Source organism: Agrobacterium bohemicum, from assembly GCF_002896715.1.
GTDB classification, from domain to species: domain Bacteria; phylum Pseudomonadota; class Alphaproteobacteria; order Rhizobiales; family Rhizobiaceae; genus Agrobacterium; species Agrobacterium bohemicum.
The window spans coordinates 107,594-130,342 of the sequence record NZ_PGEL01000028.1; the positions used below are offsets into that span (position 1 = coordinate 107,594).

The following is a 22,749-nucleotide window of genomic DNA, read 5'->3' on the forward strand; positions in this document are numbered from 1 at the left end:
AGCAAGCCTCGTAGCTTCGGCCTAGACAAGGTGAACAGGACGAGGCTAGCGGAAGAGATCGCCGGTTGGCGGGACTGTTAGCACCGGGTTGGGTTGGGGTTTGGGCTGTGTTTCCTGCTGGCGCTGCAGACGTTCCTGACTTGCCNTTTCGGCTTCCAATCTTTCCTGCGCCATTGCGCGCAGGCGCTCTTCTTCGAGCTTGCGTGTTTGCTCCGCGGCCACCGCACGTTCAGCCGCCGCCTGCCGCTCCGTCGCCTGGAAACGGTAGAGTGCCACTTCGCGGCGCAGACGCTGCTTCTCCATGATGCTGGCCTGCAAGGCTTCGACACGGCGGCGTTCAAGTTCGAAAGCCCGCATGGACAGATAGGCCGTCAAGTCGGAAACATCGGTCGTCAGTGCCGGCTGTCTCAACGGACCGGCATAGTTCAGCCGGATCGACGGCTCGGCACCAGCAATTTCTTCCGTACCGGGGTTGAACAGCAGATCAAGGCCGCCTGTCATGGTCTCATTTGCAATGTCTAGAGTGACATCACCGTTGAAAGACATTTGTGATGTCTTGGTGGCAACATTCTGCATGCGCAGATTTCCATCGCTCAACGTAAATGGCATTACAACTTCACCCAGCGGAACCTCGCCCTGCCAGAGCTGTGCGTCGACCAGCGGGCGAACCTTTGCGGCATCGACCGGGCCTTGAATGTCCCTGGCCGCTTGTAGCCAAGGTTGGAACGCAGCCTGGTTAAGGCCCCGCAAAACCAGTCCACTGGTGCGGATTTCACCGGAACCACCGGCCGATGACAACAACTCGCTGACGCNTTTACCCGTTGCCTCCGCTGTCAAATCCAATCCGAACCGACCGCCTGCAACGGGCGCCTGACCGCTCTTCCACATTACGGTTTCGGGGTTTGCGCCAGAAACAGCGAGCTTGGTGCGGAAAATGCCAGCACCCTCTCCCGTCGCCATGGAGAGACGGCCCGAGACTTTGCCACCCATCCAGTCGCCCGCAATATTATCCAGCGACAAAACGCCATTTGCGTGATTGAACGCGAAGGACGAACCCGTGACGACGCCAAAAGAACCCGTATCGAAGTTGGCTGCTTTAACAGTGACGGATGCGTCTAGCTTGGGGAATGCCGGAAGTGAAACCGGCTTTGCGCTGAGCGCGCCGGTCTCCGGGTCGATGACCGGCCCGTAAATCGTGTCGCCCAGCCAGGCAAGATCAATAGCGTTGAGCGTAAGGTCTCCCGTAACCTTGTAGGGAGCGGCTTTCAGGACCGAGAGATTACCGGAAAAAGCGTTGCCACCCGCCTGCCCGGAAAGGTTGGAAAGGACTGCCTTTTCCTTGTCGACGGAGAGCTTGCCATTGACCTTGGTCGACATGCCACCGCCCAGCTGCGGCAGACCGACAGCATTCATGATCAGATAGGGCTCGATATCAGCGCTTTCCAGCGCGATATCAGCATTGCCCTCGGCAAAACTCGCTGCTGCCAGGGAGAAGCTTCCATTGGTGGAAAAGTGCGTGCGCTCCGTAGAAAAGCGAAAATCCGTCTGTACCGAAGAGCCAAGCGTGCCGTTCAGCTTCAGCGACAGCAGCCCTTCCCCATCAGCATCGAACGGTAACGGGTCCAGCCCGGCCTGACCGAAGAGAATGGCCGTCGACTGGTTCTTGAGTACCGCCTCCAGCGTCAGTGCCTTATCATCCGTATCGGCCAAAACATCGGGAAGCTTTGCGACCGCGGAGACGCGACTGCCATTGATGGTGCCTGAAACAGCAGCATTGGCACCGCCTGCATTGCTATCCACTGAAAGATCCACGGCGATATCGGAATTCGCATACCAGGGCGCGCTTCGGACAAGACGATCGATAACCGGATGAGACGGCAATTTCTGGCGCAGCAAATCGAACACAGGTTGCATGTCCGTTGCGTGGAGGTTGAACGTACCCTTGCCTGCAAACTCCTTGAGTGAACCTTTCAACTGGCCTTTGGCGCGCACTTCGGCCCCGGCAATGTCACCGGCTATCATCTTATCAAGAGACAGAACGCCGCCTGCCAGGGTAAATTCGGTTTCCACGCGGTTGGCGGTAACACCCGCCATATTGAAACGGTCGGCCTTGAATTTTGCTGCGATGCGGTGATCCATGACCGAACTGCCGACCTGATCGCCCAGCACGAGACCGCCAAGCGCCCTCAAGGCATCCACATCGATTTCATCACCGGCAAGATCGATATCGATGCTTGCGCCCTTATCAACCGACTCGCGCGCCAGACGCCCGTGCAAGGTCGCCTGCCCGATGGCAAGTTCCAGATTCTCGAAACGCTGGGCCTGCGTGGTCAAAGACACCGTGGATGAAAAACCTGCGGCGTTCAGTTGGCGGATCGCGGGATCAACCGTACCCGACAACCAGTTGGCCAGCCCAGATGGCTGGTTGGACGCAAGCAGCAGATCGCCATTGAATGCCGGACCACCCGTGAGCGTCAGAGACCCCTTGGCCTCAAGCTGGGTGCGCCCCGGCAGCACGGCAACCGCGTTCTCCACCTGCCAGCCCGTACCANTTGGGCGAACATCAAGCCTGATATCGCGAATGGTGGTATCGTCGGATACCAGCGCCGGCAGCCGGATGCTCGCTTTGCCCGGCACCTGCGGCACCGGAATGCGGGCAATGAGGCTGGCAAATGCCTCGATGCGCTGGCGAACCGGCACGGTCGGCACCCGCGATGTCTTGCCGGTCTGGACAGGTGCTGGCGCAAAGCGGTTGAAATCGATCTGCTGGCCGTCCGCCGTCAGAAGAAACTCCGGCGCAGTGCCAGTGTCCAGCGTCGCCTCACCCGTGATGACATAGGGATTTTCAGTGCCGCCCAGTTCCATGCGGTAACTTGGCACACGAACGCGCCCGTTGGTCAGTTCAAAGCTGCCGCGAGTGCGCGGCGCCGAGAACATCGGCTGCGCGTTTTGTTGTTTCTGCTTGTCGTCCTCGCGGAAATTGAAGGTGAAGGAGCCACTGTAGACCGGGCGNCCGCCCACGGCGGCAATCGCGCCGTCGAGATCGATTTCGACGGGATGCTCATCGGGCAACATGCGCAAACGAAGACCCATGCGTCCTACGGCGGCGTCAGGCTCCCCACTCGACAGCGAAAACGATCCTGCGTGACCATCCACCGCTGCGCGGCCATCCGCCCGCCAGGGACCGGCGAGAGATTTTGCGGACATATCCGCAGTCAGCCCCGTGACGGTGCGGTTGCGGCCGGACTGCTCATCGATAAATTCGATCTGCCCGCCTTCGATGCTGACATTTTCCAGAACGACGGTCTTGGCAGGGATGACAGCGCGACTTCCGCGCGTCCAGTCCAGTGTTCCGTCCTTCAACAGCCGAACACGTGCCTTCGGCTCCTCGATGCGCATGTCGAATATACGTGCTTCGCCAGACAGGAATGGTGCAAGTTCCGCATCCATGGAGAAACGGGCCACCTGAATTTGCGGAGACCCGTCTGCATCCATGCCAGCGCGCACATCATGCAGCGTGACGGATGGAAAAGGTAATAGCCGCGCTTCGACACGACCATGCACGACAACTTTCTTGCCGATGATACGGCTTGCCTGATCTTCGAAATTACGCCGAAAATCCGTCCAGTCGATGAAATAGGGTATGAGCAGCGCTGCAAACAGCGCTACGACCAGAAGTCCGCCCAGNAAAACCAATATGCGTCCGAGCACGACTTCGCGTCTCCCTTAACTGACGATGNAAACTATCTTTTTTCCCTGACAGAGCAAGCGTCATTTCAGGTTCCACGGCACATTCCTACGCATTATCGCTGCGAAAAAGCTTGCCGGGATTGAAGATGTTATCCGGATCAAGTGACCGCTTGATGGCAATCATCGAATCCAGCGCGTTTCCAACCTCTTCAGCCAGAAAGCTCATTTTGCCCTGCCCTATCCCGTGTTCGCCGGTGCACGTACCATNCATCGCAATTGNCCGGCGATTCAGTCTCGCCACGAACGCTTCAGTGCTGGCAACACTTGTCGTATCCTTGCCATCGAACAGGACAAGGACATGGAAGTTCCCGTCGCCTGCATGGCCGACAATAGGCGCGAGCATGCCGTTATCGATAATGTCCTGCTGAGTCTGCGTCACACATTCTGCAAAGCGGGAGATCGGGACACAAACGTCTGTGGAGAGAGCATCGAGATGCGGCGCCAGCGCTTTCGATGCCCAATAGGCATCGTGCCGCGCCTTCCACAGCTTGGCACGCTCCTGCGCATCGCTTGTCCAACGAAATTCGCTGCCGCCACACTCATGGACGATTTCGGAAAACTGCTGGGATTGCAGCACGGTTGTTTCTTCCGTGCCGTGAAACTCCAGAAACAAGGTCGGCTTTTCCTCATAGGACAGCCCGGAATAGGCATTGCAGGCACGTATCTGCACCTCATCCAGAAGCTCTATGCGCGCAACCGGAATGCCCATCTGCACCGTCATGATCACGGCGTCGCAGGCCTCCTTGATGGTCTCGAATGTGCAGACACCACCTGCAATCTTTTCAGGAATACCTTGCAAACGCAGTGTAACGGAGGTGATGACACCCAGCGTGCCTTCCGCCCCGACGTAAAGTCGCGTCAGGTCGTAGCCGGCAGAGGATTTTCGCGCGCGCCGACCCGTGCGGATTTCCTCGCCATTGGCCGTCACCACCGTCAGTGCCAGCACATTATCCTTCATCGTACCATAGCGAACGGCATTGGTGCCGGATGCGCGCGTGGATGCCATGCCGCCGATCGAGGCATTTGCACCGGGATCGATGGGGNAAAACAGGCCGGTGTCGCGCAGGTAGGTATTGAGCTGTTCGCGGGTTACACCCGGCTCGACGGTGACATCGAGGTCTTCGGCATTGACGGAAATGATGCGGTTCATACGGCTGAAGTCAACCGAGATACCACCGCTGGGGGCATTGACCTGGCCCTCAAGCGATGAGCCGACGCCAAANGGGATGACAGGGACCTTGTGCTGCGCGCAGGCCTTGACCACGGTTTTGACGTCATCGGACGTTTCGACAAACACGACACCGTCTGGCAACTGCGTGGTGAGATAGGTGGTGGTGTGGGCATGCTGCTCGCGAAACGACTGGCCGGTCTGGAGCTTATCGCCAAGTTGCTGTTTCAGAATGTCGAGAACCGCAGCGATTCCCGCTTCGTTTCTCGTTCCAGACACAACATCTTTCAAAGCCATGATCGTACCCACTGCAATGCGAAACCGGACTCACCTTTTAAAGGCAAGCCCGGTTGGTATGTGACACGACTTTCCGTTTGTCCAGCTTTGACCTTCTACGGCTTGCGACGTTATTCAGCAGCAAGCAGCTGTTTGTCTTCTTCGATGGCCCTACGGCGAATGGCCGTTTCCAGTTCACGGTGTAGACGGATATCGGCATCCGCCTGTGGCTTGGCAAAGCGCGCAATCAACAGATAGGACACCGGTGTGATGTAAAGCGTGATAAGCGTTGCTAAGCCCAGGCCGCCGACGATGACCCAGCCGAGTGCGATGCGAGCTTCCGCACCGGCTCCTTGCGCCAGCACCAGCGGCACACCGCCGAGAATGGTGGCAATCATGGTCATCATCACGGGCCGCAGACGAATACTGCATGACTTTTCGATGGCCTCACGGACACTGGCGCCCTGATCACGCAGATGGTTGGCAAACTCGACGATCAGAATGCCGTTCTTCGCCATGACGCCCACCAGAAGCACAAGTCCGATCTGGCTGTAGACGTTGAGGCTGGAGCCGGTAACGAGCAACGCGATAACCGCGCAGGCCAAGCCCAGCGGCACCGTCGACATGACGATGACGGAACTCAGCACGCTTTCGAACTGGGCTGCCAGAACCAGGAAGATGATGGCAATGGCAAAGCCGAAGGTCAGCAACATGCCGCTTGAGTTTTCCTGCAGCGTGGCGGCTTCCCCCAGCGGCAACAGACGTGCGCCTGCGGGCATGATGGAACCTGCCATCTCGTTCACCCTGGCCACCGCTTCACCCAGCGATACGCCTTCTCTCAGGTTTGCCGTAAAGCCCACCGATGGCAATTGCTGTTCACGATTGAGTTGCGGCGAAACAGCCGTTTCCTTCAGGGACGCAATGATCGACATCGGCACCATCCGTCCGTCTTTTGCCTTCAGGAAGATGTTCTCCAGATCGGTCGGATCATTGATAGGGCGCGTCGATGACAACAGCCGCACCGGCACCGCATCGCCGTCCACGAAGACATCGACGATGGAGCGGCCTTCGAGAAGCGATTGCATGGCGGTCGAAAGCCCCGTGATATCGATACCGAGATCGGACGCACGCTCACGGTCGATGGAAACGGACAATTGCGCCTGGTTAGGCTCATTGTCGAAACGTGGCGTGTCGAAAAGGCCACTCTCTTCCATCGACAGCAGCAGCTTCTGCGTGGCTTCCGTCAGCGCGGAATAGTTGGTCCCAATCATTGCCATGCTGAGACCGTTGCCAGCACCGCGAATACGAAGGCTGTTGGGCTGTGATGCCGAAGCGCGAAGCCCGGGCACGGTCTGCGCGGCAGCATTGATGTCCTGCGCAATCTGGTTCTGGGTGCGCTCGCGGTCTGCCCAGGGTGCCAGCGTCAACACGACGAAGCCGGTATTGGACGAACCGTTCATTCCAGTGATGGAATAAACATTTCGGATTTCTCCGCTATCGCGAAGTGGCTGCAAGTTCTCCTCGATTCGCTGCAACTGATCGCGCGTATATTCGAGGCTTACACCCTGAGGAGCCGTGACACGCAACATGACCGATGAGCGATCTTCGCGTGGTGTCAACTCGTTCTGCACCATGCCAAAGGCAATCCACGACACACCGGCAAAACCAAGCGCGACGATAACGACGATCAACGGGTTGTTGAGGCAGACAGAGAGCGTCGTTTTGTAGGTCGATGCAAACACGTTGCCGAACCACGCAAGTGGCCCGGTTGGCTCCTTGACGCCGTTTTTCAACATGCGCGACGCCAGCATGGGGCAGAGCGTGAGCGCAACGATGGAAGAAAGTCCGACCGCAAAGGCGAGAACGAAACCGAATTCACGGAACAGGCCACCCAACTGACCGGGCAGGAAAGACAGCGGAATAAAAACAGCGGCAAGGGTTGCTGTCGTTGCGATAACCGCAAAGAAAACCTCCTGCGTGCCGAGAACGGCAGCGGCGCGCGGCCCCATACCTTCGGAACGGCGGCGCACGATGTTCTCGAGAACGACGATGGCATCATCCACCACCAGACCCGTTGCCAGAACGATGGCGAGCAGCGTCAGAATATTGATCGAGAAGCCGACCATATAGATAGCGACGATTGTGCCTATCAGGGCAACCGGCATGGTAATGGCCGGAATAAGCGTTGCTCGCCAATCTCGGAAGAAGAGATAGAGAACCACCACGACAATCAAGGCGGAGAGGCCGAGCGCAAGCTGGACCTCATGCAAGGCGCCCTCGATGAACACGGCGTCATCGCTGGTCACCACGATCCGTGTGTTTTCGGGCAGATTGGGCGCCATCGCCGCCACGGCGGCTTTGACGCCGGTCGATATGCTCAGCGTATTGGATTGCGCCTGACGGATGACGCCGAGGCCTANCCCCTGCACACCGTTGGAGCGCAACGAGGTGGTCTCATCATCCGCACCCAGCATGACACTGGCGACATCCCGAAGGCGCACGCGATCCTTGACGATGAGATTTTCGAACTCAGAAGGCTTCGTCAGGCTGGCCGTGGCGCGCACGACAATGTCCTGCGTCGAGCTTTTCAGCGACCCCGCCGGGACGTCAAGCGCGGCACTGCCCAGCGCATTGGAAACATCAGTGACCGTCAAGCCACGGCTGGCAAGTGCGCCTTGATCGAGATCGATGCGGAACACTTTTTCCTGATCGCCATAAAGCTCCACGTCAGCGACGCCATCCACCGCGGCTAGACGGTCTATGACCTCGTCATCGACCAGCTTGGTCAAATCTTCCATGCTGAGGCTGGAGGACGTGACGGCTAGCCGCATGATCGGCTGGCTATCGGAATCGGCCTTGATGATTTGCGGCTCGTCGGCATCGTCAGGCATCTGGTTGGCAATACGACCGATGGCATCGCGCACATCGTTAGAAGCAACCGCGATATCGACATTGTCGTTGAACTCCATCGTCACGCGGCTGGTGCCGAATTGCGATGCCGAGGAAATCGACTTCACACCACTGACACGGGCAACGGCGCCCTCAATGGTCTGCGTAACCTCCTGATCGATGGTCTGCGGCGATGCACCGTCATAGGTCGTGCGCACCGAGATAACCGGACGGTCAACATCCGGCAGCTCACGCACGTCTACGCCAACAAGTGCCGCAAGACCCGCAACCACAAGAAGCGTGTTGATGACGGCGGCGAGAATCGGGCGGCGAACAAAAAGTGCCGTGAAGGCCAGCTTGGAATCATTTCCACCGGAAGGCGTCTGCTCTGTCATTGGCTGGCGACCTCCGGTGCTTTTTTCTGGCCTGCGGTGCGAACGGAACCACCCTCGCGAACACGCTGCAAGCCTTCGATGACAATGGGTTCATCCTGCACCAGATCAGCCTTCACCAGTACGGAATCGGGGTTGCGCTGGACGACCTGAGCACGGACCTTGTAGGACTTGTCGTCCTTCACACGCCATACGTAAGAGCCTTCTGCATCCCACTGCACGGCCAGCGGATCGACGGAGGGATAATTTTCACCGGTGAAGCCCATGGTCACGGCAAAGGACATGCCGGCGCGCAGATCGTCACTGGCATTATCGAAGACAGCGCGAACCCGCACGGTGCGGCTTGCCTCATCGACGCGATTGTCGATGGCTTCAACCTTACCATTGAAGGTTTCTCCCGGGCGAGAAATCGATGTCGCTTCCACCGGCATGCCAACTTTGATGGCCGTGGTAAAACGCTCCGGCGCCCAGAAGTTGACGAGAATTTTCGAACGGTCGTCTATGCTGACGATACTGGTTTGTGTCGTTGCGTTGTCACCGATGTTGATGGCGACGATACCGGCAATGCCATCGATGGGGGCAACGATGTTGCGGCGCTTCAGGTTGAGTTCCGAGGTGCTCACCGCAAGCTTGGCAGCTTCTTCGGCAATCTGCGCATCCAGCACATCAAGCCGCGCAACAGAACGTAAGTTCGCATAGGATGTGGACTTCTCGACGGCGCTTCTCAAAGACACCTGCGCCTTTTCTCTCTCGATAATCTGCTCGTCATCATCGAGCCGCGCCAGCACATCGCCTTTTTTGACGCTCTGCCCAGATGAGACGAGGATTTCGGAAATCAGACCGGAAGCTTGTGGCGTTACCACGACGGACTGGATGGCCTCGCCATTGCCGATGGCGTTCAACCGGTCGTTGACGGTTCCGGTTTTGACAGGGGCGATGGAAACCAGCGTCGCACTTTTGCCGCGCGAACCGCCCTGCCCGCGCCCTGCACCAGGTGCGCCGGCCGATTGAGCCGCAGGTTGTTCAGCACTGGCAAGGCCGACTTTTGCAAGCACACTCCTGCCATCGGGCGACATGAACGCCCATAGACAGACACCAGCGCCCAAGACAGCCAGACTGACACCGACCTGCTTCCAAACCTTCATATAGTTCTCCGAGGTAAAACACTTCGCTACCGCATATCAAGAGATTGCGGCCCCTTTTATAGTTAGCGGCAGTATTATTGCTTGTTTTAAACAACGCAACGCACAAATCCGTTTCTTACATAATGGTAATTTGCGACGCTTTTCTGAAGCTAGCCTCGTCTGCAACTTCACGTAGCCACATCGTTGGTTGCTGACGCAGCGCTCATATAGAAAATGCCTTGGAATGGGCACTTTGACAGTTGATACCGGAATAAAAGCAGAACACGGTTCTGGCCTTTCCGCCCCGAATCACTACATTGGGCCTCATGAGTAACAGTTTCGACGATATGCCGTTCTTCGATGAAGAACCTTCAGAGCCACGCCGCCAGCCAGCCGCTCCCCCTTGTGCTAGTGGTTTGGGCATAGCAGCGCAGGCCATGGCGGCACGTGATAAGGGGCGAGCTGCGTCCGATTATCTGGCGGGCCTGAACCCGGAGCAGCGCGAAGCCGTCGAAACTCTCGAGGGACCCGTTCTCGTGCTCGCNGGTGCCGGCACCGGCAAGACGCGGGTCCTGACCACGCGTATCGCACATATTCTCGCAACCGGTCGCGTCTACCCAAGCCAGATTTTGGCCGTGACCTTTACCAACAAGGCCGCGCGCGAAATGAAGGAACGTATCGGCGTTCTCGTTGGCGGTGCGGTCGAAGGCATGCCGTGGCTCGGCACCTTCCACTCCATCGGTGTAAAATTGCTCCGCCGCCATGCGGAGCTGATGAGCCTGAAATCCGATTTCACCATTCTGGATACCGATGATGTGGTGCGACTGCTCAAGCAGCTCATTCAGGCCGAAGGTCTGGACGACAAGCGCTGGCCCGCAAAACAGTTCGCGGGCATGATCGATGGTTGGAAGAACAAGGGACTGACGCCACCTGAAATTCCCGAGGGTGACAGCCGCGCTTTTGCCAATGGCAAGGGCCGTGAACTCTATGCTGCTTATCAGCAGCGGCTAAAGACGCTGAACGCCTGCGATTTCGGCGACCTGCTCCTGCACCCGATCACGANTTTCCGAAACCACCCGGACATTTTGAAAGAATATCATCAGAAGTTTCGTTACATTCTGGTGGACGAGTATCAGGACACCAACACCTGCCAGTATATGTGGCTTCGCCTTTTGGCGCAGCGGCCCAAAGGCCAGCCGCAAAACGTCTGTTGCGTGGGTGACGACGACCAGTCGATCTACGGCTGGCGCGGTGCCGAGGTGGACAACATCCTACGCTTCGACAAGGATTTTCCCGGCGCAAAGGTCATCAAGCTGGAGCGCAACTATCGCTCCACCGAACATATTTTGGGCGCAGCCGGTCATCTGATCGCCCACAATGAAGGCCGCCTCGGCAAGACGCTGTTTACCGATCGCAGTGAACCCGACGACGAAAAGGTCGTCGTCCACGCCGCGTGGGATTCGGAAGAGGAAGCCCGTGCCGTTGGAGATGAAATCGAGCAGCTTCAGCGCATCAAGCATCCGCTCAACAACATGGCAATTCTGGTCCGCGCGTCCTTCCAGATGCGTGAATTTGAAGACCGCTTCGTCACGCTTGGCCTGAACTACCGCGTCATCGGCGGTCCGCGCTTCTATGAACGCCTCGAAATCCGCGACGCTCTCGCCTATTTCCGTCTCGTCTGCCAATCCGCCGACGATCTGGCGTTCGAGCGCATCATCAATACGCCAAAGCGCGGCCTTGGCGACACCACGGTGCGCAACCTGCATGACTATGCCCGCGCCCGCGACATTCCCATGCTCGCTGCTGCCGCCGACATTATCGAAACCGATGAGTTGAAACCGAAGGCGCGTAAGGCCTTGTTCGATGTCGTGCAGGATTTCCGCCGCTGGCAGAACCTGCTTGAGAATACCGAACACACTGTACTGGCAGAGCAAATTCTCGATGAGAGCGGTTACACCGCCATGTGGCAGGCGGATAAAACCGCCGAAGGCCCCGGCAGGTTGGAAAACCTGAAAGAACTCATCCGCTCCATGGAAGCGTATGAGAGCATGCGCAGCTTCCTCGAGCATGTCGCACTTGTGATGGACACGGAAAAGAACGCAGAACTCGACGCCGTTTCAATCATGACGTTGCACTCCGCCAAGGGTCTGGAGTTTGAGACAGTCTTTCTACCGGGCTGGGAAGAAGGCCTCTTTCCGCACCAGCGCTCACTGGACGAAGGTGGCCGCTCCGGTCTGGAAGAAGAACGGCGGCTGGCCTATGTCGGCATTACGCGGGCCAAACGCCGCTGCCACATCTGGTTCGTTTCCAACCGCCGCATCCACGGGCTGTGGCAAGCCACGATCCCGTCTCGTTTTCTCGAAGAACTGCCACCCAACCATGTCGAGGTTTCGGCCTCGGACAGCAATTACGGCGGATATGGCGGACGTGGCGGCTACGGCCAGTCGCGTTTCGACGCCGCAGACCCGTTCACCAACAATTATTCGACACCCGGCTGGAAACGCGCGCAGGCCAACAAGTCGGATGCGACCCGCGACAATTGGGGTAGCCGCTCCGGCCACTCCGTTGACAGAATAGGCTATGGCGAAAGCGGCCCGAAAAGCCGCACCATCGACGGGGAACTGGTCGCGAAATCCGTGGCAGACACCCCATCGAAATTCTTCGTCGGCGACCGTGTCTTTCACATGAAATTTGGAAATGGCAACGTTGCGGGGGTGGAAGGTAACAAACTGACCATCGACTTCGATCGCGCCGGACAAAAGCGCGTGCTGGACGGGTTCGTAGAGCGGGTTTAAAGCGTCACTATTTTTGCCACGGGACTAATACTCTCCTGCGGCCCCACAGCGCCGGATATTCACTTTAAAAAATTGAATGCAATATATTTCCCATTCTATGGCCAGCTATGGTTGGGGAAATCCGTGCATTTATTACCTAAACCAAATTTAGACTTGATGCCTAACTCTTAAACCTCAGTGGCACGGACAAACGACGTGTTGCCATGNTTTCTAAAATCGCTGAACTTGGCCTGCCGGTCGAGCGGATTGAAGCCACGGATGGCAGAAAGCTGACCTTTCCCATCCCGGAATTTTCGGAATTATCGTATATGCTGATGCATGGCAGGCGTAATCACGGGTCTTCGCNAAAAAATATGGATATCACCGTATTAAGCAGCGACCAGACTGAGGTGACAGTGATCAAACCGGAGGCGTCTCACCCGGCGTGAAGCCAATCAAATAGATAGCGGCAACAATGATAGCCAAAATGNAAATCGTGATGACNAAAATAGTCATGCGGTTCAGAGGTTTGCGGGTCGTTTTCTTCATGACCACTTAACAACCGACACCGTTTTTGGTTCCGATAAATGCTGCCACTTTTCAAACTTCAGCGAAATTCAATTTTGCTTCAAGGACATATCGGCTAAAGCTGAATCACCCTCTGAAGCATTGGCCCATCATGACCGAAAAGACCCATACGCGCTTGAACCCGCTCCACCTTGCTGCGGCCTTCGCCAGCGGTTGCCTGTTGACCTTGATGGTGCATTTCAACGGTATGCTTGCCCATTACGGCAACGCCCTGTTTTCGTCTTGGACGGCACATGGCACGGGCACGATTGCGGCTCTGATCTACCTCGCCATTCTCTACCGAAAACCCAAAGGTGAGCGGCAGGCAAAGCCGAAGGCGCCGTACTGGGCATATACGGGCGGCGTTGTTGGTGCGGCCATCGTCATGCTCACCTCAAGCGCGGTGAACTCGCCGCTCGCTTTGTCCGGCACCATTGCGCTCGGGCTGGGTGGCCAGGTCATCTTCAGCCTGATTGCGGACTTCTGGGGCCTTTTCGGCCTGCCAAAACGCCGTCCCGATGCGCGTGATCTGTGCACAGTAGCCCTCATCCTTGGCGGTAGCGCGCTCATCGTTCTGGTGGGGAGAGCAGCATGACATTTTGGATTGCAGTGGCCTTTGCAGGCGGCGTTTTCGTATCGCTGAGCCGTCAGATCAACGGTCGCCTCAGCCTGTCGAACTCACCGTTGATTGCGTCCCTATGGAACCATCTGGTCGGCTTCGTGGTGTTGACGGCACTTGGTCTCGCCATCGGTGGACTCTTACCATCAGGCGCGGCGGACGCGNCGTGGTACGCCTTCATTGGCGGACCGATCGGCGTCATTTTTATTGCATCGGGAAGCTGGCTCATTCCGCGTATTGGCGCAGTCAACACAGCGCTTCTTGTCATCAGCGGTCAGATGGTGTCGGGTGTGGTGCTCGATCTTTTCAGCGATCAACCACCGAAAGCATGGGCCAGCGCGCTGGGCGTTCTGCTCATTCTCGCAGGCATGGTGCTGACGCAACGCAAGCGATGATCCGGGTCAGGAATCCGTACCGCGACCGGCCAGCATGCCGAACAGTGTTTTGCCACTGCCCTTCGTCGCGCCACCAGCCGTCATGGAAGACCGTCCCGAAAGCTTCGGCACAACCACGATCCGCTTGACTTCGCCTCGTTTGAAAGCGGCCAGAAAGCGCGTGTAATCCTTGAAAACAACACAGCCATTGGATTCACCACGCCGTGCCAGCATGTAAGTGTGTGCCAGAAGGCCGTTCCGTCCATGCGGGTTGACGCCGCTCTCAGGCGTCAGACGAATGGCTTCGACGCCGTGAAACAGCGACTCGCGCATCGTCAGCTTGTAGCTTGAAGGCGGTGTGGCACCGCGCATTTTAACATGCACGAAATCAGGATTGTCCCGCATCTTGCCAATGCCGGAGTGGGCTTCCAGCTTTTCGCCGCTTGGCAAATGCACGACGCCTGCGGAAATATCATAGATGGCAGTGCCATTGCCGCGATCAGGCCACGGCACAGCATCCATCTTGGTTTCACGCATCGGATTGTCAGGCCGCGCGAAAGCCACCATGTTGGTCGCGGGTCTCTGTTGAATAGGCGCAGGTACGGGTGCTGAAGTGGGCGCCGCCGCCAGTTGCTTCTCAGCCAGAGATGGTACGGCTGGGCGTGGTGTCGGCTCGACGTCTACCGCACGTGCAATCTCCGGACGGAAGCTTGGCAGCGGAACAGTTTCCGGCAGCAGATCGATCTCGTTATCGGTGGTTGTCTGAGGCTTGCCCAGCGCCACCTCGAATGCCGGGTGTTCCTTCGCCTGCGTTTCCAGCATGGCCTGCTCAGTATTGCGGCCAAGCGCCGAATCGACAATCGCCGATGGGCGCAGCGCTGCCAGGGCTTGAGCCGCAGCCTGCGCATGGGCATTCATGGCAACGGATGCACCGTAACGTTCGGCAAAAGCCTTTGCACCGATGTGATGCTCGGCGGCGAGCCGCACGGCCTTCTGGCTGCCGTGACCGTTTTCCGAAAGACGGGAGAATTTGCGAATATGAACATTCCGCTCGGCCGCATCGAGCGACGTCCGCTCCAGACCGGCGACAAGCAGCTTGTCGAAGCGCTGCACCCCATGGGAGGCTTGCGCCATACCATGCAGAGACGCAAAAGCCGTGACGGCACAGACACTTGCCAACACGCCGCCGCCCAGCATGGCGGNAAATTTGCCCAAGCCAGCAGGCTTGCGCTTTGCGGTGACGGAAGCGCGGCCAACGCGCACTTCGTTACGAGCCACGAGTGATAACGCCATGATACATTTTACTCAAACCGGTTACGCAAGACCGGTCGAAACCGGTCATCGTGTGAATGCCGCGAAAGCTGCACGCTAGGTGCGCCAGCATCGTTGCTAACAGGTTCAGAGCATGCCGAATTATGGTAACCAAAGTCTTTACAAGTCCCCTGAAAACACAGTTCTTTGAAAGCTCGCATGCGTTTCTCTTAAGCCGCCTACCAAGTTACCACACGCCATGAGATGTCATGCCGAGAATGGTCGGATAAGGCGCGTGTAAGAGATTTCGATATGGACGGTAACTGATTCTTCCCACCGATAAAGCTCGGTTATAGGCCGATTTGGCTAAAATTACGGCGGCGTAATGTCAGATGTTAACGAATAGCCAGGTGCGTGAACGTTTGGGCTTGATCCAAACCCTTTCGGTTGGCATCTTCACATGATGTCGGAGGACACAATATGAAAGCTCTGCNTTTGATCGATATCCAGAATGGTTTCTGCCCAGGCGGCAACCTCGCCGTGAAGGATGGCGACAAGATCGTACCCATCGCCAATGCACTGATAGACAATGGTGGATACGACATCATCGTTGCTTCGCAGGACTGGCATCCGGCAAACCACGGCAGCTTCGCCTCCCAGCATCCGGACAAACAGGCATTCGAGTTGGGCGAGCTTTCCGGCAAGCCGCAAGTCATGTGGCCGGATCATTGCGTCCAAGGCACGCAGGACGCGGAATTCCACCCCGACTTGAACACGGACGCCTTCGACTATGTGCAGCAAAAGGGCGAGAACCCCGCTGTGGACAGCTATTCAGCCTTTCGTGACAATGACCAATTCGCAACCACCGGCCTGTCGGAATATCTGGAGCGCCAGGGCGTGACCGTGTTGGACATCTGTGGGCTGGCAACCGATTACTGCGTCAGTTTTTCAGCGCTGGACGCCGTGGATATGTTACCTGATGTCAAGGTGCGCTTCATCGAGGACGCAAGCCGCGGGATCGACCCCGAAGGCATCCGAAACGCCATTGCGTCTATGAGGGCCAAGGGCGTGGCCATCGTCAACAGCAGCGATATCCTGAACGACTGATGCCGGGTCTCACCGGCGCGGCACCGTTCGCTCCAGCAAGTCGATATCGGCTGCCGCATATTCCATACGCTGCAGCACCGCTTCATGCGCGTCACGCAGGCCCTTGTTGTNAAACACCGGACCAATCACCTCGGCAAGATGGTCCACCAGCATATCGACCTGAAGCGCGCCGATATCCACGTCGAGTTCGTCGGTGAGAAAGCCACGCAGCGCGGTGACCATATCGGCCTTTTGCTGCTTTTCCAGCTTCAAGTCTTTCATCACAGGCTCCTTCGGTTACGGGGAGCGTAATCGATACTTCAATGAAATCAATCTAATCTATTCCAGCAATTCGTTTGTCAGATGACGCTGAGGACGCTAGGAGCAGGAGAAATTCGGAGCTTCTAACATATGTCAGTGTCCACCTTTCGGTCCGGCCTCAAACGTGGCCTCCCCGTCACTCTGTCCGTCTTGCCCTTCGGCGCTCTTTTCGGTGCCGTGGCGATTGATAACGGCTTGACGGTTGCCGAAGCGATTTTGATGAGCGGCAGCATCTACGCCGGGGCCAGCCAGCTGGTCGGTATCGAGTTGTTCAACCAGAATCTACCGGCCTGGCTTGTGGTGCTGTCCATCTTCGCCGTCAATTTCCGCCACGTGCTTTACTCGGCAGCCATGGTCCGCATTGTCCCGGAATGGTCGCTTGCCCGCAAGGCAATCGGCTTTTTCTTTCTGGTCGATCCGCAATTTGCCGAATCCGTGCGCCAGAAGGAAATCCACGGCAAGGTCGATTTTTCCTGGTATATGGGCTACGCGCTGATCGTCTATGTCGGCTGGATGCTCTCCACCATTGCGGGCGCGTCGCTGGGCAATCTGATCGGCGATCCGAAGGCGGCGGGCTTCGATGTGCTGCTGCCGGTCTATTTCATGGGGATGGTGCTGGGGTTTCGCACCCGCAGCAACTTCTACCCCGTCATGCTGGCCAGCGCCGTTGGCGCCATCGCCGCCTATCANTTCGTCGGCTCGCCCTGGCATGTCAGCATAGGCGCCATGACCGGCATCCTGCTTGCCGTCATCCTGCCGCCAGCACCAGCTGAGCCGCAAACCATTGTCGATAGCGGGGAGGCCGTATGATGAACGACCTCTTTGATCCGCAGACATTGTTCATCATCTTCGCCGGTGCTGTCGCGACATATCTCACCCGCATTGGCGGTTATGTGCTGATGGTACGGATGAAGACCATTCCGCCGCGTGTCGAAGCCGGTCTCAACGCCGTTCCCGTGGCCGTGCTGACCACGCTCGTCGCACCCGCCTTTTTCGAAGGCGGATACGAGGTGAAGCTCGGCATGATCCTGGCACTAATCGTCGGCCTGCGCTTTCCCGGCCTGATCATGCTGATATCAGGCTGGGCGCTTGTCGTGGCAATGCGTTACTTCTCTATCGCGTAAGCGGCTCGGTCGCAGCGTTCAGCCATTGCTGCACCTCTTCGTCGGAAATCAGTGGCAGGAGCTTGTCCCTGACCTTTGCGTGATAGGCGTTCAACCATTCCAGCTCTTCGCCGGTCAGAAGCGAAACGACGATAAGCCGCCGGTCGACAGGGCACCATGTCAGCGTCTCGAACGACAGCATCGGCAGGTCGCCACCGTCAACCGCTTCCGCCTCACGCACGTAGATCAGGTTTTCGATGCGGATGCCGAATGCACCAGGACGGTAATATCCCGGCTCGTTCGACAGGATCATGCCCGGCAGGAGTTCCTGTTGCGACACACGGGAAATACGCTGTGGTCCCTCATGCACGGAGAGGTAGGAGCCGACACCGTGGCCCGTGCCATGAGCGTAATCCGCGCCCGCCTTCCACAGTGCGATGCGCGCCAGCGGATCGAGATCGCAACCACGCGTACCCTTGGGAAAACGTGCAACGCTGATGGAGATGAAGCCCTTCAGAACCAGCGTGAAGAAACGCTTCTGTTCCTCGGGCACATTGCCGATTGCGACCGTGCGTGTGATATCCGTCGTGCCGTTGATGTACTGCGCGCCGGAATCGATCAGGAACATCGTGCCATCATTCAATGGCCGGTCGCTGTCCGTCGTCACGCGGTAATGCATGATGGCGGCATTCTCGCCAGCGCCGGAAATCGTGTCGAAGGAAATATCCTTGAGCGGGTTCTGCAACGTCTGCCCTACCCTCGCCCGTACGGCCTCCAGCGCGGTCACGGCCTTGATCTCCGTCAACGTACCCGGCTGCTGTTTGTCCAGCCAGGCCAGAAACTCCACCATGGCCGCCCCGTCCTGCACGTGGGCGGCGGCTGAACCGGCAAGCTCTGCGGTATTCTTGCAGGCGCGTGGCAATTTGACCGGATCGGAGGCTTCGATCACCTCTCCACCGGCTTCCTTTATGGAAAGCGTCAGTGCCACCGGTGTCACATCGACATCGGCGAGAATACGGCCTGCCGCACTGGCAATCGCATGTAACCGTGCCTCGATGTCAGCGGGCGGCAGAAGAGTGGCGAGTGGTGCGAGATGGGCCTTGACCTCATCACCGATCTTGCGCTCATCCACAAACAGATCGGCACTGCCATCGGCATAGATGATGGCGCGCGCCAAAGGGTGTGGCGTGTGCGGCACGTCATTGCCGCGAATGTTGAATGTCCAGGCAATCGAGGACGGATCGGTCATCAGCACTGCATTGGCTTTACGCCCTGATACGATCTCACCAATGACCGTGATCTTCATGTTGGCGGGAATGCCCGTGACGGCATCCGGCTGGATCGTAACCGGCTCCAACGGTTCGGCGGGGCGACCGTCCCACAGCGGGTCAAGCGGATTGGCTCCCAGAAGAACCACCGAGCCGCCTTGTTCCGAGAGCGCCTGTTCGAATCGCTTCAGTTCAGCACCCGTGTGCAGCCACGGATCGATGCCAAGGCGAAAGCCATCCGGAGCGTTATCGGCAAGCCACTTCGAAGGTGGTGCGCCCACCAGGTCGCCGCCCCGGAAAACGGATGGATCAACCTGCGTGGCCAACTGTGTCGTATAGCGACCATCGACAAACACAATCGCCTCGTTGCGCGTGACCAGCACGACACCGGCCGAACCGGTAAAGCCCGTCAGCCACGCCAGCCGTTCGGCTGATTCAGGTACATATTCGCCCTGATATTCATCGGCGCGCGGCACGAGAAAACCATCGATACCAAGAGTATCGAATGTTGCGCGAAGCGCCTCGACACGGGTTTTGCCGAATTGCGGTGTGGACTTGTTGTCGAATGACTGGAACATGAATGACTTTCCGAATGCCTGTTTCGGAGCGGACCTTATCGCGTCACGCTTGCCAACGTCCAGACGAAAGGCTCGTGTTTACAACACTCAGTCCTTGCGCAGATGGATCGTCACCCAACCATTGCGCCACAATGTGCGGATATGGCTGAGATGCATGCCATTATAGGCCGAAAGCACCTTCCACCGCTGCGACGCCAGAATGCCGGACAGGATGACCGTCCCGCCGGGTGCCAGATGCGTCACCAGTTGCGGCGCCATCTTGATCAATGGGCGGGCAAGAATATTGGCAATGATGAGGTCGAAAGGCCCATGCTTGCGAAACGAATCCGAATGAAAGCCGGGAGCTGTTTCCAGCGACATGCCCGAAACGATGCCATTCAATCGCGCGNTTTCCTTGGCAACCCTGATGGCGATGGGGTCGATATCCGTTGCCAGAACAGGCACCGGGCGCATCTTTGCGACCGCGATGGCCAGAACGCCGCTGCCCGTACCCAAATCCAGCGCATTGCGAATGGTGCGCGCCCGCAGAACCTGCTCGATCATCTCAAGGCAACCCGCCGTCGTACCATGGTGGCCAGTGCCGAAGGCCTGACCAGCCTCGATTTCGATGGCGAGATCGTTGATCCGAACCTTGTCGCGGTCATGCGAGCCGTGCACGAGGAACCGCCCTGCTCTGACTGGCGTCAGCCCTTCCAGCGATTTGGCAATCCAGTCGACGTCGGGAATCACTTCACGCACAAGGGTGAGATGCGGGAAGGCAGACTTCAGCGCCTCATNGACACGGTTGCGAACATCGTCTTCATCATTTGCATAGAGGTAGACGGACGTTTCCCAGATGTCGCGCTTCTCATCCANCTCGGTGTTGGCGATAGCGATGTCTTCTTCACCGAACACCTCGGACAGCAAATCCAGAACTTCGCCCGATTGAACTTCGGTGGTGGACACATAAAGACGGATTTCGCTCACGGCTGAGACTTTCTATGCAGATGTTTCAGCCGTCAGCCTTTGCCATNAAAGCGGCAGCAGTCCAATGGACTTCTGGTGAGATTATTGATCAAAGATCAGGTCTTGGTGAGATTTTGCAGCTTCTGGATGGCAACATCGGGGTTCTCACCATAGGCGATGGTGCCTGCAAAGCGGCCCTTCGCATCCAGCAGTATAACCGATGCGGTGTGATCCATGGTGTAATCGCCGTTCGGGTCCTTCTCATCCACCGGTACTTTCTTGGCGTAGATGCGATATCCCCTCAACGTCTCTGCAATCTTGTCCGGTGCACCGGTAACACCGGTGATCCGCTTGGAAACATTGGAAACATACTGGTTGAGAATTTCAGGCGTATCCCGCTCAGGATCGACGGACACGAAATAGGCCTGCATCCTGTCGCCTGCCGGGTCAACCTTTTCCATCCAGCCATTCAGCTCGAACAGCGTGGTCGGGCAGACTTCCGGGCAATGGGTAAAGCCGAAGAACAAAGCCGTCGGCTTGCCCTGAAAAGCTTGTTCGGTAATCGGCTGACCGTTCTGCGCAACCAGCTGGAATGGAACGCCGTAGACTTCCTCCACCATCTGTTCGCGGCTCTTGGTCAGCTCTATCGTCAGCCAGCCCATGACGCCAAGCAGAACGGCGACGGCACCCCAAAGCGCAATACGAATANTTTTCATGCCATTCCCCGATCAGCGGTAAGCCAGCTTTCCTGACATGCTTCTAGACCAGCAAGATGAAGTTCGGCAATTCAGGAAAGGCCACATTGCGCCAGCCGCGCTATTTTGTCTCAAATATCAAGGCGCTCAAAGGCACCAAGCGATACCGCTTTGAACGGCGGACAGAAAAATATCCGTGCCATGTCGCATCCAGCCCTGAAACGTCAAAACAGCCAGCAGCAATGCTGCGCCTGTTGCAACCGTGACACCAAGCACTTTCAACGGACCTGCGAGTACAGATTTCATGCTTTGTCTATACCGCCAAACAAGCCCGCATGAAACAGTAAATAACGTGCTTCTACTGTGTGTTTACAGCCGTCCGTTAGGAAAAGTTTAAATGGNTTTCGGGCATTATGATCGCCAGCGGTCGCTCAAGCGCACGACATGATGTCATCAGGAAACCTCCCGACACCGCATACCTCCCAAATCGAAACGGCCAGCCAGAGAGCCGTCAGGAAGTTCAAATCATGTCAAACGCCATCAAGCAATCCGGCGCATACCTTGAAATCGTTTCCTTCCATCTCGGCGATCAGGAATTCTGCATAGACATCATGGCGATCCGCGAAATTCGCGGTTGGGCACCGGTCACCCCGATGCCGCACACGCCGCCTTATGTTCTTGGCCTCATCAACCTTCGTGGCGCGGTTATTCCCGTCATCGATATGGCGTGCCGTCTGGGCATGAAAATGACCGAGCCTTCAGAACGCTCAGCCATCATCGTCACCGATATCGGCGGCAAGCTCGTCGGCCTTCTGGTCGAACAGGTCTCCGACATGATGACCATCAAATCCGAAGACCTTCAGCCCGCACCGGAAATCATCCCGGAAGAACAGCGCGATTTCTGCCGCGGCATCGTGGCGCTGGAAAAGAGCATGGTCTGCTTCCTCAACCTCGACACCGTTATCGCCGACGAGCTTTCGCGCGAAGCCGCCTAAGGCTCGCCGCACGTATCGATGGACTTTAAGAAAACGGCGAGCCTCACGGCTTGCCGTTTTTCCATGTCACAGTCTGCCCGTAGAGCGGCACGGTGGAAATCGCCATCTTGGCGGAACCATCGGTCAGTTCACGGGTGTGAACGAGATAGATCAGCGTATCGTTCGCCTTGTCGTAGATGCGGTTGACGACCATCNTTTTCCACACCAGCGACATGCCCTGGCGGAAGACCTCTTCACCCTCATCGTCCAGATCGATATCACCCACTTCCACGGGTCCGGTCTGACTGCATGAAATGGCGTTGTTGGAAGGGTCTTCGAACCAGTTTCCATTCTTCAGGCGGTCGATAACGCCACGGTCGAAATAGGTGACGTGGCACGTTACGCCCTTGACCTGCGGGTCCGCGACCGCCTCTACGACGATATCGTTTCCAGTCCAGTCGACCCCGACCTTGCCAACCACCTGCGCATAGGCCGCGATGGGTAGAGCAACAGAAGCAGCAACGCCGAGTGCACAAAGTACCTTTGAAACCATAACCCTAAGCCCTCCATAAGCTGCCATAGAGATAGGTACCCG

The 22,749-nt window shown here is 57.4% G+C and carries 18 protein-coding genes; 7 read left to right on the forward strand and 11 right to left on the reverse strand.

Features of this window, described 5'->3' with window-relative positions:
* Positions 1-45 precede the first annotated feature (45 nt).
* From CUC55_RS19250 to CUC55_RS19265, 4 genes are all read right to left on the reverse strand, one after another.
* Positions 46-3,711 carry an AsmA family protein gene (locus CUC55_RS19250; RefSeq protein ID WP_103088855.1) on the reverse strand — a complete coding sequence of 1,222 codons (3,666 nt, stop codon included), beginning with the start codon at positions 3,709-3,711 and terminating at the stop codon, positions 46-48.
* Positions 3,712-3,796: 85 nt separating this feature from the next.
* On the reverse strand, positions 3,797-5,215 hold the full coding sequence (locus CUC55_RS19255) for an FAD-binding oxidoreductase (RefSeq protein WP_103088856.1): 1,419 nt from the start codon (positions 5,213-5,215) through the stop codon (positions 3,797-3,799).
* Positions 5,216-5,325: 110 nt separating this feature from the next.
* Complete coding sequence (locus CUC55_RS19260) at positions 5,326-8,478, reverse strand: efflux RND transporter permease subunit (protein ID WP_103088857.1); 3,153 nt, start codon at positions 8,476-8,478, stop codon at positions 5,326-5,328.
* A complete protein-coding gene (locus CUC55_RS19265; RefSeq protein WP_067645346.1) occupies positions 8,475-9,620 on the reverse strand; it encodes an efflux RND transporter periplasmic adaptor subunit in 1,146 nt (381 codons plus the stop codon). The genes CUC55_RS19260 and CUC55_RS19265 overlap by 4 nt, the downstream gene beginning before the upstream one ends.
* A gap of 305 nt (positions 9,621-9,925) precedes the next feature.
* On the opposite strand from CUC55_RS19265, the gene CUC55_RS19270 reads away from it, so the two are divergent.
* The 3 genes from CUC55_RS19270 (at position 9,926) to CUC55_RS19280 (ending at position 13,954) form a co-directional block, all read left to right on the forward strand.
* Positions 9,926-12,394, forward strand: a complete 2,469-nt coding sequence (locus CUC55_RS19270) for an ATP-dependent helicase (RefSeq protein ID WP_103088858.1) — start codon at positions 9,926-9,928, stop codon at positions 12,392-12,394.
* Positions 12,395-13,052: 658 nt separating this feature from the next.
* On the forward strand, positions 13,053-13,535 hold the full coding sequence (locus CUC55_RS19275) for a DMT family transporter (protein WP_067645344.1): 483 nt from the start codon (positions 13,053-13,055) through the stop codon (positions 13,533-13,535).
* Positions 13,532-13,954 carry a DMT family transporter gene (locus CUC55_RS19280; RefSeq protein WP_103088859.1) on the forward strand — a complete coding sequence of 141 codons (423 nt, stop codon included), beginning with the start codon at positions 13,532-13,534 and terminating at the stop codon, positions 13,952-13,954. Before CUC55_RS19275 ends, CUC55_RS19280 begins: the two co-directional genes overlap by 4 nt.
* A gap of 6 nt (positions 13,955-13,960) precedes the next feature.
* On the opposite strand, the gene CUC55_RS19285 is transcribed toward CUC55_RS19280, so the two are convergent.
* Entirely contained in the window at positions 13,961-15,226 is a 1,266-nt protein-coding gene (locus CUC55_RS19285) for a DUF2778 domain-containing protein (protein WP_103088860.1), read from the reverse strand.
* A 438-nt stretch (positions 15,227-15,664) separates the two neighbouring features.
* Between CUC55_RS19285 and pncA the strand changes: the two genes are divergently transcribed.
* A complete protein-coding gene (gene pncA, locus CUC55_RS19290; protein WP_103088861.1) occupies positions 15,665-16,291 on the forward strand; it encodes a bifunctional nicotinamidase/pyrazinamidase in 627 nt (208 codons plus the stop codon).
* 9 nt (positions 16,292-16,300) lie between these two features.
* Here the strand turns inward: pncA and CUC55_RS19295 are convergent, their stop codons facing one another.
* Positions 16,301-16,552 carry a DUF2164 domain-containing protein gene (locus tag CUC55_RS19295; RefSeq protein WP_103088862.1) on the reverse strand — a complete coding sequence of 84 codons (252 nt, stop codon included), beginning with the start codon at positions 16,550-16,552 and terminating at the stop codon, positions 16,301-16,303.
* Between the two features lie 129 nt (positions 16,553-16,681).
* Between CUC55_RS19295 and CUC55_RS19300 the strand changes: the two genes are divergently transcribed.
* Positions 16,682-17,401 (forward strand): AzlC family ABC transporter permease, encoded by a 720-nt coding sequence (locus tag CUC55_RS19300; RefSeq protein ID WP_103088863.1) that lies wholly within the window; start codon positions 16,682-16,684, stop codon positions 17,399-17,401.
* A complete protein-coding gene (locus tag CUC55_RS19305; protein ID WP_067645635.1) occupies positions 17,401-17,715 on the forward strand; it encodes an AzlD family protein in 315 nt (104 codons plus the stop codon). The genes CUC55_RS19300 and CUC55_RS19305 overlap by 1 nt, the downstream gene beginning before the upstream one ends.
* On the opposite strand, the gene CUC55_RS19310 is transcribed toward CUC55_RS19305, so the two are convergent.
* The 4 genes from CUC55_RS19310 to CUC55_RS22940 form a co-directional block, all read right to left on the reverse strand.
* Complete coding sequence (locus tag CUC55_RS19310) at positions 17,705-19,540, reverse strand: aminopeptidase P family protein (RefSeq protein WP_067645332.1); 1,836 nt, start codon at positions 19,538-19,540, stop codon at positions 17,705-17,707. The genes CUC55_RS19305 and CUC55_RS19310 overlap by 11 nt on opposite strands.
* An 87-nt stretch (positions 19,541-19,627) precedes the next feature.
* Positions 19,628-20,506, reverse strand: coding sequence for a 50S ribosomal protein L11 methyltransferase (locus CUC55_RS19315; protein ID WP_103088864.1), 879 nt, complete (start codon positions 20,504-20,506; stop codon positions 19,628-19,630).
* A gap of 95 nt (positions 20,507-20,601) precedes the next feature.
* Positions 20,602-21,201: an SCO family protein gene (locus CUC55_RS19320; RefSeq protein ID WP_103088865.1), complete on the reverse strand. Its 600-nt coding sequence runs from the start codon at positions 21,199-21,201 to the stop codon at positions 20,602-20,604.
* A 126-nt stretch (positions 21,202-21,327) separates the two neighbouring features.
* Positions 21,328-21,486, reverse strand: a complete 159-nt coding sequence (locus CUC55_RS22940) for a hypothetical protein (protein WP_170063925.1) — start codon at positions 21,484-21,486, stop codon at positions 21,328-21,330.
* Positions 21,487-21,707: 221 nt separating this feature from the next.
* Between CUC55_RS22940 and CUC55_RS19325 the strand changes: the two genes are divergently transcribed.
* Entirely contained in the window at positions 21,708-22,175 is a 468-nt protein-coding gene (locus tag CUC55_RS19325; RefSeq protein WP_067645630.1) for a chemotaxis protein CheW, read from the forward strand.
* Between the two features lie 43 nt (positions 22,176-22,218).
* Here CUC55_RS19325 and CUC55_RS19330 read toward each other — a convergent pair whose 3' ends face one another.
* Positions 22,219-22,707, reverse strand: coding sequence for a CreA family protein (locus CUC55_RS19330; RefSeq protein ID WP_103088866.1), 489 nt, complete (start codon positions 22,705-22,707; stop codon positions 22,219-22,221).
* Positions 22,708-22,749: the final 42 nt, after the last annotated feature.